This is a genomic window from Cobetia sp. 29-18-1 (assembly GCF_029846405.1).
GTDB lineage: Bacteria > Pseudomonadota > Gammaproteobacteria > Pseudomonadales > Halomonadaceae > Cobetia > Cobetia amphilecti.
In genome coordinates, this window is sequence record NZ_JARWKS010000005.1 from 114,492 (window position 1) to 130,536 (window position 16,045).

Below are 16,045 nucleotides of genomic sequence, written 5' to 3' on the forward strand. Positions count from 1 at the left end.
CGAAAGCACAGCATCCGTCAGAAAGCCGCCCCCAGGGGCGGCTTTCTTGCGTTCCGACACCAGGCGATAACCCAGGGAAACCGACACTGCGGCACTTGAGTTCCAAGGCCGCAACCATCGGTTGCCCCACAAATCAGTCAATTGCACCGCCCCATTAGACGACTCTTGACTATGCTGAGACGAAAGCTGTCCCAGCGCCGCTCCTGATCGCCGCGCATACCTGGTGAAGAAAGTTGTTACTAGCCACCCGGCTGGCACGCCAGTGGCGACTCGGACGCTGTACCTGCAACCTCGCTGCATGCATCTCGCAGCATGAAGCTCGCGCATTGCCATGCGAGACGTTCGACAGCCCTATCGCCCGGGGACTGTCGATCACTGCCATACGCCATGACGAACCCATCAGGACTCTCTGCGCCCGCGCGCCGTCAAGGAGGCTTTTCCATGAGTATCGAACAACGCCTAGCCCCCGTTGCACTCCCCGACACCCGTCATCGACGCACCGTCGAACATCTGCTGGCAGGTTCCGGCGTCAGGCTCAACGGGCCCGACCCCTGGGACATTCGCGTTCGCCATCCGGACCTCTTCCGACGGGTGCTGCAGCAAGGCAGCCTGGGACTGGGCGAGGCTTACATGGAAGGCTGGTGGGACTGTGAGCAGATCGACGAGATGATCTGTCGCCTGCTGCGACATGGCCTGGGCAGCCGCGCCCACACCACCAGCGAGCGCATCGCCTATCGCCTGCAGGCCGGGGTGATCAACCTGCAGAGCCGCCGCCGCGCCGGCGTGGTCGGCAAGGTGCATTATGACTTCGGCAATGACCTCTTCACGCGCATGCTGGATGACACCCTGTGCTACAGCTGCGGCTACTGGAAAGACCTGCCGGTGAGCGTGGAGAACCTGGGCAAGGCGCAACAGGCCAAGCTGGATCTGGTGTGTCGCAAGCTGGGGCTCACGCCCGGCATGCGGCTGCTGGATATCGGCTGTGGCTGGGGGAGCCTTGCCGCCTACGCCGCGCGCCATTACGGCGTGGAGGTCGTCGGCATCACCATCTCCGCCGAACAGGCCGCGCTGGCGCGTGAGCATTGCGCAGGGCTACCGGTGGAAATCCTGCTCAAGGACTATCGCGACCCTGACTTCCGGCGCAGGGTGGGCAGCTTTGATGCCATCGCCTCGATTGGCATGTTCGAACACGTCGGCCACAAGAACTACGCCACCTACTTTGCCCATGCCGCGCACCTGCTGCGCCCCGGCGGACGCTTCGTGCTGCACACCATCGGCTCCAACCAGAGCGATATCTCGGCCGACCCCTGGGTCAACCGCTATATCTTCCCCAATGGCGTGCTGCCCAGCGCCAGCCAGCTGGTACGCGCCAGCGAAGCGCATCTGGTGATGGAGGACTGGCACAACTTCGGCGCCGACTACGACCCGACATTGATGGCGTGGCGCGCCAATCTCGACCAGCACTGGCATGAGCTGGCCGATACCTATTCACCGCGCGACAAGCGCATGTTCGAGTACTATCTCGGCGCCTGCGCAGGCGCCTTCCGCGCCCGCCAGCTGCAGCTGTGGCAGGTGGTGTTCACCCACGGCACCGCAGGGCGCTACGACGCGCCACGCTGATTTGCCGCTCGCGGGGCGCTGGCAGTCTCGACCGGGAACGACTGCCTCAAGCGGCGGGGCGAATCAGACGCGTCGCCGCGAAACGATTGAGCAGCGCATGCATCAGGTAGATCAGCAGCATCGCGATGCAGACCGCAACCAGCGCCGAAAGCGCTGATCGGATGTCACCCCTGACGACTCCGCTGATATTCAGCCTGGGAGCGCGCGATGCTGGCACTGGCATTGTCTTCGAACTGGAGCAGAGTGCGGGCGAAGGCATTGAGCGCTTCGTCATCGAAGCCGACGTACAGCTCGGCACGCACTCGCTCGATGCGCTCCGTCAACTGGGTCAGGCACTGGCGGCCTTGCTCGGTGAACCACAGGCAACGCGCCCGCTTGTCGGTCTCGTGTGGCACGCGGGCGATCAGCTGCTGAGCCTCGAGCTGGTTGAGGGTGCGCGTCAGCGACGGCATCTCGATGCCCAGCTCACTGGCCAGCATCTGTTGGGTACAGCCCTCGCCGAGCTTTTCCAGATGAACCATGACCGTCCAGCGCGATTCCGTCATGTCCAGGCTACGCACCGCGCTAGTGATGGCGGTGCGCCATAGACGGTGGACCCGACCGACCTGGCCACCCAGCGAGGGCTTGATCTGCTCGTGAAACGGGATTTCCTGTGTCGAATCCGTCCCCGGAGAATGTGCGTTCATGTATCATCTCTCGACATGAAGGCTCCCATGACACTTCCCCTCATCGGTACTGAGCGGAAGACCCACGAGAGCCTTGATTGGTGCGGCGTCAGGGCGGCTGTTGCCGCCGATATCAGACGCCATCTATATTAGCTTGCTAACAATATGAGAATCATACCCTTTATTAGCGAGCAAAACAATTCACCAATTCCGATATTCAAACACGCATTTAAGCGCCTCTCCGCTTCTGTCTTCTGACTTGTCTTCTTCCCCTTCTTCCCCTTCTCCTTTTGCGGCTCGTCTGCTTTCCTCTCGCCCTGTTGTCTCTTCTCTGCCGCCATCACCTGCGCCGCGGGTCATTCCTGTGCGATGCCGTGACGCTTGAGCTTGTTGGCGATGGTGGTATGTGAGACCCCCAGGCGTTTGGCCAGCAATCGGCTGGACGGATACTCCGGGTAAAGATGCGCCAGGATGCGCCGTTCGACCTCGTCATGGATATCGCCCAGGCTGCCGGTGAGGTCGATGTTGTCCAACCCCTCATCACGCGCCTCGCCGGTCAGACGCAAATGCTGCGCCTCGATCACCTCGCCATCGCACAGCGAGACAGCCTGGAACAGCACGTTCTCCAGCTGACGCACGTTGCCCGGCCAGTGATAGCCCTGCAGACGCGCCATGGCCTCGGGCGAGATATCCCGCACGCGAGCGCCGATCTGACGCACTGCCCGCTCGAGGAAATGTCGCGCCAGCTCCTCGAGCCCATCCAGACATTCCCTGAGCGGCGGAATCTGCACACACAGCACATTGAGGCGGTGGAAAAGATCGTGGCGGAAGCGCCCTTCGCTGCACAGTGCCGGCAGGTCCTGTTGGGTGGCGCAGATCACGCGCACATCGAGGAAGGTTTCCTCATCGCTGCCGACGCGCCGGAAACCGCCGTCCTGCAAAAAACGCAGCAGCTTGACCTGCATGCGTGGACTCATCTCGCCGACCTCATCCAGGAAGATGGTGCCGCCGCTGGTCAGCTCCAGCAGGCCCAGCTTGCCCTCCGGCCGTGCGCCCTCGAAGGCGCCCGGGGCGTAACCGAACAGCTCCGTCTCGGCCATCGATTCCGGCAGCCCCGCGCAATTGAGCGCCATGAAGGGGGCCTGGCCGCGAGGGCTTGCCAGGTGGCAGGCACGCGCCAGCAGCTCCTTGCCGGTGCCGGTCTCGCCCTCGATCAAGAGCGGCGCATCCAGCGGTGCCATGCGGCGGGCCTCCTTGACCACCGCCGACAGCTGACGGCTCGCCTGGAATATCGCTTCGAAGCCACGCACCTCGGTGCGCTGGATCTGATAGATACGCGAGCCCAGGCGGTCTGCACGATGCAGGGTGACCACGGCGCCCGCCAGCGAGGCGACATCCTCGTTCTCGGTGTGCAGTGGCGCGATATCGGCGAGGAAGGTCTCCTCCCCCACCCGCAGGCGCAGGCCATTGACGCGGGCATTGTTGCGCCGGATCAGTTCCGGCAGGTCGACATCCTGGACATGACGCGTCAGTGCCAGCCCCGGCACCTCATCGATGCGCACTCCGAGCAACTTGCCCGCCGCGCGATTGGCCGCCACCACGCGCCCATCCATGTCGATGGACATCACCGGGTCTGACAGCGATGACAGCAGTGCATTGAGCTCCAGATGGCGTCGCTCGGTGGGCATCAGACTGACGCGACTGACCTTGAAGACCCCGGGGATCTCCTCGAGGGTCGGCTTCAGGGTCGAGAGCTGCATGCGCAGCATGTTGGGCACATGCAGATAGATGGAGTTGTTGGCCTCTCCGCCGACCTCACCGCGCAGCACGTTGAGGCCGTAATCGGCAAAGGGGGCCAGGATGTCGCGCAGAATCCCGATTCGATTCTGGCAGGTCAGTTTGAGGCGCATGGCGTTCTCGGCATTGTCGTTGGAATTCTTGTTGGCATTGTCGTTGGAATTCTTGTTGGCATTGTCATCGAAATGGTGTCGCCGGCCTGGCGGCGCCGCTCGAGTGACGGACAGCTTGGCGACGGACAGCTTGGCGACGGGCGACTGAGTGACGTTAACGTAAGCGTTATCAAAAACGTCGTAAAGCATTCCTTACAAAAGACGGCGACACAGCAGTGCACGAACGCCCGAATGGCACCGGATGCGCCCGATTACCGCTCCAGTGTCACAATTATGTGACAAGACCCGCGCCAACGCAGCGTTATCTGCGGCGCAGAGCCACGCCTGACCACTGGTCAACGCCACCCGACAAGGCCTAGCGTTGTCATCGACATGCAAGGACTGGCATGTACGCCATAATGACAACACGGCAGCCTGCTCGGCAGCGCCGCCATCTGGTTGGGGAGGTTGCATGAACGCACCGCAGGGTAGTCATTGGCCACAGACATCCCAGGAAGCTCAGCCCGGCTCGCAAACCAAGGCCAAGGGCACCCGCTACGTGGCCCATGAGCCGGATGCCCGGGGCCGGATCCATTACAGCGATCAGGAAAACGCCACCTGGCAGACACTGATGGCGCGCCAGATGGCGCTGGTCGAGGGGCGTGTCTGTCGCGAGTATCGGCAAGGGCTCGAGCGCTTTGCCCTGCCGGAGGACCGCATCCCCCAGCTCGGCGAGATCGATCGTGTCCTCGAGGCCGCCACCGGCTGGCGAACCGCTCGCGTGCCGGCCTTGATCCCCTTTACGCGCTTCTTCGAGCTGCTCGCCGAGCGGCGTTTCCCGGTCGCCACCTTCATCCGCTCCCCGGAAGAACTCGACTACCTGCAGGAGCCGGACATCTTCCACGAGATCTTCGGCCACTGCCCGATGCTCACCCACCCCGCCTTCGCCGAGTTCACCGCCACCTACGGACGCCTTGGTCTCGCCGCCAGCAAGGAAGAGCGCGTCTATCTGGCCCGCCTCTACTGGATGACGGTGGAATTCGGCATGCTGCGCGAGACTCAACCCGATGGCAGTCGCGCCCTGCGCCTCTACGGCGGCGGCATCATCTCCTCGCCGCGCGAGACCCGCTACGCCCTGGGTGAGCTTGCGGACAGTCTCGAGCGCCCCGCGCATCTACCCTTCGATGCCGTCGAGGCACTGCGCACCCCGTATCGCATCGACATCCTGCAGCCGCTCTACTATGTCCTGGAGTCACTGGACGATCTGCATGAGCTCGCCAGTCGCGACATCATGGCGCTGGTCCACGAGGCGATGGCTCTCGGCCTCAAGACGCCGCGCTTCCCACCACGTTGATCGCACAGACGCTGATCGCACCGACGCCCTTGCCCCAAGGGGTACGCCTTTTCACCAGCCCCCTCTTTCCTCAAGCCGGAGAATAGTGACATGACCGAACTCGCCAGACAGTCCTGTGAAGCCTGCAGCTTCGATGCGCCCAAGGTCAGCGATAGCGACATCGAGACGCTCAAGACCGCCATTCCCGAGTGGCAGTTGCTCAATCGCGATGGCATCATGCAACTGGAACGGTGCTTCACGTTCCGCAACTTCAAGCAGGCACTGGCATTCACCAATCGCGTAGGCGAGATTGCCGAGGAAGTCGGGCACCACCCGGCACTTCTCACCGAGTGGGGCAAGGTCACCGTGACCTGGTGGTCCCACGAGATGAAGGGTCTGCACAAGAACGATTTCATCATGGCCGCCAGAACCGACGAGGTAGCGAAATAAGATGTTCGAGCAGATTGCGCGTGTACCCGGGGATGCCATCCTCGGCCTGATCGAAGCCTTCAACAAGGACACCAACCCGCAGAAGGTCGACCTCGGCGTGGGCGTCTATCGCGATGCCAACGGCAATACGCCGGTCATGCGTGCGGTCAAGCAGGCCGAGAGCCGCCTGGTCGAGAACGAGGCCACCAAGACCTACATCGGCTCCCACGGTGATCCGCGCTTCGGCAAGGTCGTACTGCCGATGGTGCTGGGCGCCGAGTCGCCGGTGCTGGCCGCCAATCGCGCCAGCGCCACCCAGGCGCCCGGCGGTACCGGTGCCCTGCGTCTGGCCGCGGACTTCATCGCCAGCAACCTCAAGGGCCGTGATATCTGGCTGTCCACCCCGACCTGGCCGAACCACCTGGGCATCTTCGACGCCGCTGGCGTCACGCGCCACAGCTACCCGTATGTCGACGAGAACAACCGCCTCGACTTCGACGGCATGCTGGCGACGCTCAAGACCATCCCGGAAGGTGACGTGGTACTGCTGCACGCCTGCTGCCACAACCCGACCGGTTTCGATCTGAGCCGCGAGCAGTGGGACCAGGTGCTGGAGGTCGTCCAGGCGCGCAAGCTGCTGCCGCTGATCGACTTCGCCTACCAGGGCTTCGGTGACGGCCTGGAAGAAGACGCCTACGGCGTGCGCCTGCTGGCCGAGAATGTCGATGAAGCCATCATCACCAGCTCCTGCTCCAAGAACTTCGGCATCTACTGCGAGCGCACCGGCTGCCTGATCCTGATCGCCAAGGACGAGGAGAGCATGCTCGACGTGCGCTCCCAGGCCGCGATCACCGCGCGCGAGAACTACTCCAATCCGCCGGCGCATGGCGGTGCGGTGGTCATCGACATCCTCGAGGACGACACCCTGCGCGGCGAGTGGCAAAGCGAGCTGACCGAGATGCGTGAGCGCATCAACGGCCTGCGTCGTGACTTCGTCGAGGCGCTCAAGCCGTATGGTCTGGATGAGCAGTTCGCCTTCATCGCCGAACAGCGTGGCATGTTCTCCTACACCGGCCTCTCGCCGGAACAGGTCGATCGCCTGCGTGACGAGTTCGGCATCTACATGGTGCGCTCCGGGCGTGCCAACGTGGCCGGCTTCTCCACCGAGAACCTGCCCTACGTGGCCAAGGCCATCGCGACCGTCGTCAAGGGCTGAGCCCGAGCGAACGCTGTCGTGAAAGACAAGAAAAACCCCGCCAATCGGCGGGGTTTTTTAATGGTCGGTTGTCTGACTTGCTGTCTGGTCTGCTCTCTACTCTGAGGCAAGGCTTCCGCCAGATGCCTGCGCCATCAGCCTTCCTCGTCTGCCAGCGGCAAGCGGGCAAGACTCGCCGCCACCTCCTCTTCGAGCAGGCTGACCAGCAAGGCCTGCACCGCGTGCAGCGACTCCCCTTCCTCGGCCGTCGGCAACTGCCACTTGAGCTCCAGATAGCGCTCGCTGCGCATCGAGAGCGGCAGGCCGATCAGGTCGCCTCTGGCGTCCTCGAGCACCTGCAGCGCCGACAGCGCATCAATGATGGTGGCGGCACTGCCCGCGCGCGCCAGACGCCCGGCGCTGGCCGGCGTGGCGACTTCCAGCAGACTCGCTGGCGTCACGCGCTCACGCTTGAGCAGTCCACGAATCAAGCGCCCCTGACTGCTGGTTTCCGGCAGGTCGACGAAGGGGCGTTCATTGAGGCGTGCAAGGGTCAGCGGCTTGTCCAGCAGCGGCCAGCGTGAGGGCCACAGCAACATCAAGGGTAGCTTCAGCGCGGGCGGTGCCTCGGCTTGCGCCTCGTCACTGGCCTCTTCACTTTTCCCACTGCGGGAAGCGGTCCCTTCGGCATTGTGCGCATCATCCTCGACGTCAAACGGCAACTCCGGCGTATCCCCCAGCTCGGGCATGGCGGCCTTGGCGGTAGGCTTTGCCTCGTCGTCATCGCCTTCGATGAGTGTCGTCTCCTCGCGCGCACGCTGACGCAGGCTGGCCTTGAGCTCGCGGGCGCGTGCCGCCGCCGTCTTGGCACGCTTGCCGCCCTGGGGCTCCGGCGGTGCTTCCAGGCTTACCGCCATCGCGACCCGCCCCTCGCGGATGGCGAGATCATGCTGTGACACCTCGAGCACTTCCAGGCTGGGCAGCCACTCACTCAAGGCTTCACTGGCCGCGATGCGTGTCAGCCAACCGGCACTGAAGGCCTCCAGACCAGATGTGACCGCCAGCACGAGACGCGGACGCTTGCCGCTGCCCGGCCCGAAGGCCAGTCGCCTGAGCTCGGATTGAGCGCTGAACATCCGGGCGAGTGATGGCGTCAGGCGCTCGGCTTCCGGGGTCGGCACCAGCTTGCCACCCTCACGCAGAAACAACGAATAGCCCAGCGTCTGCTCGAGCTGTGCCAAGCCCCGCGAGACCACCGGCACGCTGATCCCCAGTTGCGCGGCACCGCCTTTCATCGAGCCACACTCGATCACCGCCCACAGCATTTCCAGCTGACGCAGCCGTATGCCGGGTTCACGGGTGCCTGTGTCTGACTGCGCCATGGTGTTGCTCCTTGAAGGGTTCGTCCGCGATGCTCCGAGAGTCAGCGCTGGGCGCTGGCTTATTTAGCCTTACGCTAATCATGCTGGCGCCAAATGTCACGCTCAAGCTGCCTGCAGGACGTCACGCCCCCTGAAACGACACTCCCCCCGCTGATGAATCAGCGAGGGGAGTGAGGGACAAGGCATCGATCGCGCCAGTCTTTCGTTCAGACCGACAATCGGCGAGCGATCAGGAGAGTGCCAGTACACCTTCTGCTTCAAACAGCACGCCCTTGGGCAGCTCCTTGACGCCGACGGCCGCACGCGCCGGATACGGCTGGCTGAAGTACTGCTCCATCAGCGTGTTGACCACGGCGAAGTTGCTGAGATCGGTCAGGAACAGATTGACCTTGACCAGCTGATCCAGGCTGCCACCGGAGGCTTCACACACCGCCTTGAGATTGCGGAATACCTGGTCTGCCTGGACTTCAAAACCGCCTTCCACTACTTCCATGGTCGCCGGGTCCAGCGGGATCTGGCCGGACAGGAACACCAGATTACCCGTGCGCACCGCCTGGGAATACGGGCCGATGGCAGCCGGTGCGGACTCGGTAGAGATAATCTGCTTGGTCATGCGCAATTCCTTGTTCAATCAGTTGACGGAGAGACACTCGAAAAAAGACGACTACACGGCAGTACGCACTGCCTGGCAGTGCCCTGGCGCAGCCACTGACACTTACACAGATACAGACACTGTCACAGATACAGACACTGCGCCGAGCATCAGGCAGCGTAGCGACCAAGACTGAGACCATTGGGATCGATGGAGGGCTTGCGACCATCCACCAGGTCCGCCAACAGACTCGCACTGCCGCAGCTCATGGTCCAGCCCAGGGTGCCGTGTCCGGTGTTCAACCACAGATTGTCGTACTTGGTGCCACCGATGATCGGCGTGGAATCCGGCGTCATCGGACGCAGGCCGGCCCAGAATTCCGCCCGCGCATAGTCACCGGCTTCCGGGAACACATCACGCACCACCATGTTGATGGTCGCACGGCGCTTCTCGATCAAGGAAAGATCGAACGAGGCCAGCTCGGCGGTGCCACCGACGCGAATGCGATCATCGAAGCGCGTCAGCGCGACCTTGAAGGTCTCGTCCATCACGGTGGACTGCGGTGCGGCATCGGCATTGATGATCGGCACGGTCAGGCTGTAGCCCTTCACCGGGTAGATCGGCAGGTCCAGATCCAGATCACGCGCCAGGAACGGCGAGTAGCTGCCCAGACACATCACGTAGCTGTCTGCGGTCATCTCGCCACGGTCGGTGATGACCTTCTCGATGCGGCTGCCGCTGCGCTGGATGCGCTGAATGGTGGTATTGAAGACGAAATTGACGCCCAGGGTGTCGCGGCAGTAATCCGCCAGCCGGTTGGTGAACAGATGGCAATCGCCGGTCTGGTCATCCGGCAGGTGCAGGCCGGCGATGAACTTGCCCGGTACGCGGGTCAGTGCCGGCTCCACCGTGGCACAGGCGTCGGCGTCCAGCAGCTGATGGCGCACGCCACAGCCTGCCAGCACCTTCATGTCGCTCTGCACGGCATCGACCTGCGCCTGGGTACGAAACAGCTGCAACAGCCCCTTCTGACGGTCTTCGTAGCGCAGCCCGGTCTCTTCGCGCAGGGCATTGATGCAGGCGCGGCTGTACTCGGAGACACGCACCATGCGCTCCTTGTTGACGGCATAACGGTCGGCGTTGCAGTTGGCGAACATCTTGACCATGAACTTGGCCATCTGAGGGTCCATGCGCGGCTGGATCTTGAGCGGCGCATGCTCCTGGAACATCCACTTGACGGCTTTCTGCGGAATGCCCGGCGCCGCCCACGGCGAGGAGAAGCCGAAGGAGACCTGACCGGCGTTGCCGTAGCTGGTTTCCATCGCCGGGCTGGCCTGACGGTCGACGATCGTGACCTCATGCCCCTGACGCGCCAGATAATAGGCACTGGTGACACCGACGACGCCGCTACCGAGTACAAGAATCTTCATGTTGGCCTACCCCATGACTGCAAGCCGCGCCCCACGGCAAATGACAGGCGTATTCGCGCACTCGGCAGCGAATAAAGACGATGAAGGCCGGCACCGGTCGACAAGGCGACTCACAGTGGCTTGGCCTGAATGCATCCAGTATAGAGGCGCAAACCACGGTTAATATTCTGTTATGAGACCCTATATCAGAAAATAAGCAGGTAAATTTCGCATCATGGCAGTGATAAAAAACAAAAAAGCGGCCATTTTTGGAATGGCCGCTTTCGGTGCTTCTCAGCGGGACTGCTGACGGGGCTTCTGGCAAGGTCTACTGGCAGGGTCTCCAGCAGGACCTTCCGGGCAGAATCTTCTGAATGGCGCCTGACATCTCAAGGGAGCGCTCGTGCTGGACGCCATGGGGGCCCGGGCGATCAGGTCGTCGCGACATAGGCATGGCGACGCACTGACTTGCCACGGTCGCCCAGGGCCTGACGATAGACGCGCCATGCCACCACACCCGCCAGCAGGTTGCCGATCGCCGAGCCGATGGCGACACCGCGCAGCCCATCCAGATGTGCCCCCAGCCATACCGCCGGCATGAAGCAGATGAAGAGACGCACGAAGGACAACACCGTGGCACGCAGCGGCCACCCCAGCGCGTTGGCAGCCGACACGACCAGCATGCAGATGCCGAGGAAGGAGTAACTGGGCAACATCCACGGCAGCAGGACCGCCAGCGCCGCCGAGACCTCGTCACTGCCCACCAGCACATAGGCCAGCGGTGTCGCCAGCACTGCGGCGATGATGCCCAGCACCAGCTGCCAGATCACCACCACGCGGGCGGCCAGGTTCATCAGGCGGCGAATTTCCTGCCAACGGCCGGCGCCATAACAGCGCCCCAGCCACGGCGGCAGAGACATGGTCAGGGCCAGCACCACGATCAGCGAGAAGGTTTCCAGGCGTGAGGCGATCCCCCAGGCGGCCACCTCCGTCTGACCCAGTCCCGCGACGATGGCGGTGACCAGCATCGCGGAGAGTGCCGGCATCATCTGGCACAGAATCGCGGGTATCGCGATCCCCGCCAGCTGGCGGCGCGAGGCCTGCCATTCGGCCCACAGACCGCGATATTCCATCCAGTCACGACGCGAGAGCTTGAATGCCGTGATGGCAAGCCCGGCCCCGAAGGAGAGTACGGTCGCCCAGGCAGCGCCCGCCAGACCGAAGCCGGGCAGCGGTCCCGCGCCGAAGATCAGCAGCGGGTCCAGCACCAGGTTGAAGACACTGGTCAGCAGCATCATCTCGCCCGGTAGACGCGTATCGCCGTGGGCGCGGAACAGGCTGTAGAGCACATAGGCCATGGCCCCCAGCCAGCTGGCGATCAGCGATGGGCCCCAATAGACCTCGATCAGCGTCATTTCAGTGGCATTGGCACCCAGCAACTCGAAGGCCGGCACCCTGATGACCCACAACAGCAGCATCAGCAGTGCCATCAACACACCGGATCCCAGCAGCACCACACCGCCCAGACGCCGGGCACGCGCCTCATCCTCGGCGCCCAGGGTACGCGAGACGATCGCGGCGATCGCGATGCCCATGCCGACCTGCACCCCGATGATCAGAAAGGTCAGCGGGAAGGTGAAGGATTGCGCGGCCAGTGGCGCGGTGCCCAGATGCGAGACGAAGGCGGCATCGACCAGGTTGAAGCCCAGCAATCCCATGATGCCGAGTGTCATCGGCAAGGTGCTGCGCCACAGGCGTGACATCAGCTCACGAGTCGTCGGCGTTTCCGACGTTGGCGGGGTCGATCTTGCAGAGGCGTCGGTGGACATAGAAGAAGACATGAACTCACTCCCAGCATGTCGAGCATGGCTGGTTGGATGAAGGTATAAGGCGTCGGAACACTTCCGTGACGCTGGGGGGATGATTCTAGGGATTTCGCCGGACCCCAGATAGGTTCAGTGGGACATGTCTTTGATGCATTGTCGGCAACAGGAAGAGCGAGAAACGCGTTGATGCGTGGTATTAGAGGAAACAGTGACCGTGATAAACTCACCTTGTCAGGGATTTCCGTCACCTGGATTCGTGATGATGACCCATGCAATGTCACCGATTATCGACTGCTACCGAAGTTGGACCGTCGCTTTATATGCACTGACTGCCTCACGGATGGCTGGCAGAGTGTTCCCCTCCCCATGGCATCACGAGAGGTCAGACCGTGGATAAAGCATCCCGTTTGTTGCTGTTTCTCGATGTGGTAGAAGCACAGAGTTTTTCCAAGGCGGCTGACCATCGTCAGGTCAACCGCTCGGTGGTCTCCAAGCAGATCAGCCGTCTGGAAGAAGAACTGCAGATTCGCCTGTTCAATCGCTCGACTCGCTCGCTGGCCCTGACGGATGCGGGGCGCGAGATCCATCAGCACGCACTGCGTCTGCGTGAAGTGCTGGAAGATACCGACGATGTGGCCGGCGCCTATCAGGATGGCCCGCGCGGCATCCTGAAGATCACGAGCCCGAGCCACTTCGGGCGCACCTATGTCGCCCAGGCCGTGCGCCTGTACATGGAGCGCTACCCGGATACCCAGGTGGAAGTGCGCCTGGAAGACCACCTGACCGATCTGATCGGCGGCGGTTATGACCTGGCCATTCGCATGTCGGAGCTGGAAGACTCCAACCTGATCGCGCGTCCGCTGGCTGCACACCGTCACTTGATCTGTGCCTCGCCGGCCTTCATCGAGCGTCACGGCATGCCCCAGACCCCCGCCGATCTGTCTGGCCTGCCGGCAGCGGTGTATTCCCGCGATGGCTTCATTCTCGATCGCCTGCGCGTCTGCACCGAGAGCGGTGTCGAGGAAAAGGTGGCGCTGGATTCGCGCCTCAAGGTCAATGATGCCGACGTGCTGATCGGTGCCATCAAGTCGGGTGCCTGCTATGGCATGGTGTCCGCGATCAACATCAAGGACGAGATCCTGAACGGCGAGCTGGTGCCGCTGTTGACCAACGTGCCGATGAAGCCACTGCCTTCGATCCACCTGGTCTACCCGCACCGCCAGTACCTGCCGCAGAAGACGCGTCGCTTCAGTGATTGCCTGCAGGAGGTCGTCGGCACGCCGCCCGTCTGGGAGCAGCGCATTCCAGGCTTCGAGAACATGTACGGCTACGGTAGCGGTTGCAGCGAGTGAGACGTCGCCACGACTCTCGAGTCTGAACGCACGCCGTCACCTCCCGCGGCCACTGCCAGATCCGAATGCTCGCCATGAAAATGCCCGCCATGCAGAGTCACTGCGTGGCGGGCGTTTTCATTTCAGACACCTTTCGTTTCAAGCGCCTTTCATTTCAAGCGCCTTTCATTTCAAGCGCCTTTCATTTCAAGCGCCTTTCACTTCAGAACTCTTCATCAGGCGCCCTCCAAAAGTACTCAGGGGCAGGGATGGATCGACGGCTTGCGCTTGAGCCACTCGACCAGCTCCGGCAGGCGCTTGGGCCGTGCATAGCGGAAGCCCTGCACCAGATGGCAACCCATCTCGACCAGCAGGCGCTCCTGCTCTGCGGTCTCGACGCCCTCCGCCAGCACCTCCATGCCCAGACTGTCGGCCAGCGAGATCGCGTGGGAGACGATGGCGCGGTCGCGGGCATCATGGTCAAGGCTACCGACGAAGCGCTGATCGACCTTGAGGCGGCAAGCGCGCAGGTCGCGCACGTAGAGCAGTGACGCGAAGCCGGTGCCGAAATCATCGATCGCCAGGCGCACGCCGCGTTCGATCAGGCCGGTGAGTCGCTCCACGACGCGATCGAGATCCGGCACGCGTGAGGATTCGGTGATCTCAAGCTCCAGGCGTTCTGGCGCGAAGTCATGACGCGCCAGAGCCTCCGAGACGCGCTCGGGGAAGCCGGGGTCACGAAACTCCTGAGCCGAGACATTGATCGCCACCGACAGCGGCTTGCCGTTGGGCGTCACCAGATCACGCGTCGCCGAGAGGGCCGTGTCCATCACCCGCGCGCCGACGGTGCCGATCAAGCCATACTGCTCCGCCAGCGGGATGAAGCGACCCGGTCCGATGGTGCCGAGCTCGGGGTGGTCCCAGCGCACCAGCACCTCGACGCCGACGGCCTCGCCACTGGCGAGGTCGAACTGGGGCTGGAAGGCGAGATCCAGCTCTTCGAGATGCTCGCGCAGGTCACTGGTCAGGCGATAGTCGTTGAGGTGCTGCATATGCGCGCCGGGCGAGAACACGTGCAGGGGGCCGCAGACATCGATGTCATCGTATTCCCCGTGCAACATGGCGAGTTCGGCCAGGTGCATCAGGCGATGGGCACGCCGCGCGTGCTGCGGCGCCAGGCTGATGCCGACCCGCGCCGTGACCGGCAGGGCCTTGCCATCCAGTCGCATCAGCATCACCAGCCTTTCGCACAGCTCGTTGGCACGCGCGATCAGGCTGGCCTCATCCCCGACGAAGAACAGCGCGAAGGCATTGCCCAGCGGGCGGCAGACCAGGGCGTCGCGATACTGCAGGGACATGGCTTCTGCCACCCGCTCCAGCAGCGGATCGATGCGTTCGGCACCGTGCGCCGAGTTGATGATTTCCAGGTGGGTCAGCGACAGGTAGATGATGCCGCCATCGATGCTGCCGTCGACGCTTTCTTCCAGCAGCAGTTCATCGATCTGGGCATTGAAGCGATCGCGCGACAGCAGGTTGATGGGCTGCAGGCGGCGCAGGGCGATCAAGACCTTGTCATCCACCCCGGCCGCACGGGCCTCCGCCAGCCCCGAGAACGGCGCCTTGAGGCGAACCCGCCGCTCGCTGACCGGCTCGAGACGCGGCCGCTCGGTGCCGAACAGCTCCTGCCAGCCACAGGTGTTGGCCACCAGACACTCGGCATCGAAGATCGCCATGCGCCACGGCAGATTGGCCTTCTGCACCAGCAGCCATTCTCCCAGCTCGCCGGTGATGCCCATCAACCAGAAGCCGGGCTGGCCGCTGATGCCACAAGGCTCCGGCTGCTTGGGCAGCGGAGATGGCAGCTCCGGCACCCTGTCTTCCTGTCGAGCGCGCGGCGACGTCCAGGCGAGTTGGCCGAAGCGGTCATGAATCCACAACGGCTCTTCGATGGACGACAGCAATTTGATCAAGATATCGAGAGGCACGCTCACTCCACCTGCAGTCATAAGGAAAATGGCTTGATGCCCCGCAAGGGCCGCCTGTCGCCAGTGATGCTGGCCGTTGGCTGGCGCAACGCGGACAACACCGCCGGGACATGACACGTCATTCACGCTTCCGGCTGTTCTCGCGCTTATCTGCTTACACCTGCTTTCATTGTCGCCGCTGGCTGCCGCAAGGCCCGGGGCCGCATGACTAATGCGGCAATGTCCGGACGACCATGCTACTCCTCCCATGGACATCACCAGGCGCCAGACTGCTGCACTTTGTCTCTTCTGATCGCCCTTTTGAGCGCCCTTTTGAACGCCAGACGCCTCCCCGCTTAGCCTGTCACTTGACGCTGCTCCAGGCGCCATTGCGAGAGCCACTCCCGGAG

Annotated in this window: 12 protein-coding genes; 5 read left to right on the forward strand and 7 right to left on the reverse strand. The window is 63.1% G+C overall.

The window, feature by feature from the left end:
* Positions 1–441 precede the first annotated feature (441 nt).
* Positions 442–1,620, forward strand: coding sequence for a cyclopropane fatty acyl phospholipid synthase (cfa, locus tag QD208_RS05640; RefSeq protein ID WP_153636271.1), 1,179 nt, complete (start codon positions 442–444; stop codon positions 1,618–1,620).
* Positions 1,621–1,784: 164 nt separating this feature from the next.
* On the opposite strand, the gene QD208_RS05645 is transcribed toward cfa, so the two are convergent.
* The gene (locus tag QD208_RS05645; RefSeq protein WP_052384225.1) at positions 1,785–2,306 is read right to left on the reverse strand and encodes a MarR family transcriptional regulator; all 522 of its coding nucleotides are present in this window, start codon (positions 2,304–2,306) and stop codon (positions 1,785–1,787) included.
* A 335-nt stretch (positions 2,307–2,641) separates the two neighbouring features.
* Entirely contained in the window at positions 2,642–4,195 is a 1,554-nt protein-coding gene (locus QD208_RS05650; RefSeq protein ID WP_043331281.1) for a sigma-54-dependent transcriptional regulator, read from the reverse strand.
* Positions 4,196–4,646: 451 nt separating this feature from the next.
* Between QD208_RS05650 and phhA the strand changes: the two genes are divergently transcribed.
* The 3 genes from phhA to QD208_RS05665 all read left to right on the forward strand — a co-directional run bounded on the left by phhA (position 4,647) and on the right by QD208_RS05665 (position 7,152).
* Complete coding sequence (gene phhA, locus QD208_RS05655) at positions 4,647–5,528, forward strand: phenylalanine 4-monooxygenase (protein WP_279836095.1); 882 nt, start codon at positions 4,647–4,649, stop codon at positions 5,526–5,528.
* Positions 5,529–5,618: 90 nt separating this feature from the next.
* Entirely contained in the window at positions 5,619–5,957 is a 339-nt protein-coding gene (locus QD208_RS05660) for a 4a-hydroxytetrahydrobiopterin dehydratase (protein WP_054555480.1), read from the forward strand.
* Position 5,958: 1 nt separating this feature from the next.
* The gene (locus tag QD208_RS05665; RefSeq protein WP_153636273.1) at positions 5,959–7,152 is read left to right on the forward strand and encodes an amino acid aminotransferase; all 1,194 of its coding nucleotides are present in this window, start codon (positions 5,959–5,961) and stop codon (positions 7,150–7,152) included.
* Between the two features lie 134 nt (positions 7,153–7,286).
* On the opposite strand, the gene QD208_RS05670 is transcribed toward QD208_RS05665, so the two are convergent.
* From QD208_RS05670 to QD208_RS05685, 4 genes are all read right to left on the reverse strand, one after another.
* Positions 7,287–8,513 (reverse strand): LysR family transcriptional regulator, encoded by a 1,227-nt coding sequence (locus QD208_RS05670; RefSeq protein ID WP_153636274.1) that lies wholly within the window; start codon positions 8,511–8,513, stop codon positions 7,287–7,289.
* A 229-nt stretch (positions 8,514–8,742) separates the two neighbouring features.
* Positions 8,743–9,126 (reverse strand): RidA family protein, encoded by a 384-nt coding sequence (locus tag QD208_RS05675; RefSeq protein WP_153636275.1) that lies wholly within the window; start codon positions 9,124–9,126, stop codon positions 8,743–8,745.
* 149 nt (positions 9,127–9,275) lie between these two features.
* Positions 9,276–10,535 (reverse strand): D-amino acid dehydrogenase, encoded by a 1,260-nt coding sequence (locus QD208_RS05680; protein WP_153636276.1) that lies wholly within the window; start codon positions 10,533–10,535, stop codon positions 9,276–9,278.
* A gap of 410 nt (positions 10,536–10,945) precedes the next feature.
* Entirely contained in the window at positions 10,946–12,355 is a 1,410-nt protein-coding gene (locus tag QD208_RS05685) for an MATE family efflux transporter (protein WP_339842960.1), read from the reverse strand.
* A gap of 374 nt (positions 12,356–12,729) precedes the next feature.
* Here QD208_RS05685 and QD208_RS05690 point away from each other — a divergent pair, with 374 nt between their 5' ends.
* The gene (locus QD208_RS05690) at positions 12,730–13,692 is read left to right on the forward strand and encodes a LysR family transcriptional regulator (RefSeq protein WP_043331288.1); all 963 of its coding nucleotides are present in this window, start codon (positions 12,730–12,732) and stop codon (positions 13,690–13,692) included.
* 236 nt (positions 13,693–13,928) lie between these two features.
* On the opposite strand, the gene QD208_RS05695 is transcribed toward QD208_RS05690, so the two are convergent.
* Entirely contained in the window at positions 13,929–15,656 is a 1,728-nt protein-coding gene (locus QD208_RS05695; protein ID WP_052384227.1) for a GGDEF domain-containing phosphodiesterase, read from the reverse strand.
* Between the last annotated feature and the right edge of the window lie 389 nt (positions 15,657–16,045).

Excerpts from the sequence above, each read along its gene's own strand:
- QD208_RS05675 (WP_153636275.1), bottom strand. The coding sequence starts at position 9,126 with ATGACCAAGCAGATTATCTCTACCGAGTCCGCACCGGCTGCCATCGGC.
- cfa (WP_153636271.1), top strand. The coding sequence starts at position 442 with ATGAGTATCGAACAACGCCTAGCCCCCGTTGCACTCCCCGACACCCGT.
- QD208_RS05685 (WP_339842960.1), bottom strand. The coding sequence starts at position 12,355 with ATGTCTTCTTCTATGTCCACCGACGCCTCTGCAAGATCGACCCCGCCA.
- QD208_RS05670 (WP_153636274.1), bottom strand. The coding sequence starts at position 8,513 with ATGGCGCAGTCAGACACAGGCACCCGTGAACCCGGCATACGGCTGCGT.
- QD208_RS05660 (WP_054555480.1), top strand. The coding sequence starts at position 5,619 with ATGACCGAACTCGCCAGACAGTCCTGTGAAGCCTGCAGCTTCGATGCG.
- QD208_RS05665 (WP_153636273.1), top strand. The coding sequence starts at position 5,959 with ATGTTCGAGCAGATTGCGCGTGTACCCGGGGATGCCATCCTCGGCCTG.
- QD208_RS05645 (WP_052384225.1), bottom strand. The coding sequence starts at position 2,306 with ATGAACGCACATTCTCCGGGGACGGATTCGACACAGGAAATCCCGTTT.
- QD208_RS05680 (WP_153636276.1), bottom strand. The coding sequence starts at position 10,535 with ATGAAGATTCTTGTACTCGGTAGCGGCGTCGTCGGTGTCACCAGTGCC.
- QD208_RS05650 (WP_043331281.1), bottom strand. The coding sequence starts at position 4,195 with ATGCGCCTCAAACTGACCTGCCAGAATCGAATCGGGATTCTGCGCGAC.
- phhA (WP_279836095.1), top strand. The coding sequence starts at position 4,647 with ATGAACGCACCGCAGGGTAGTCATTGGCCACAGACATCCCAGGAAGCT.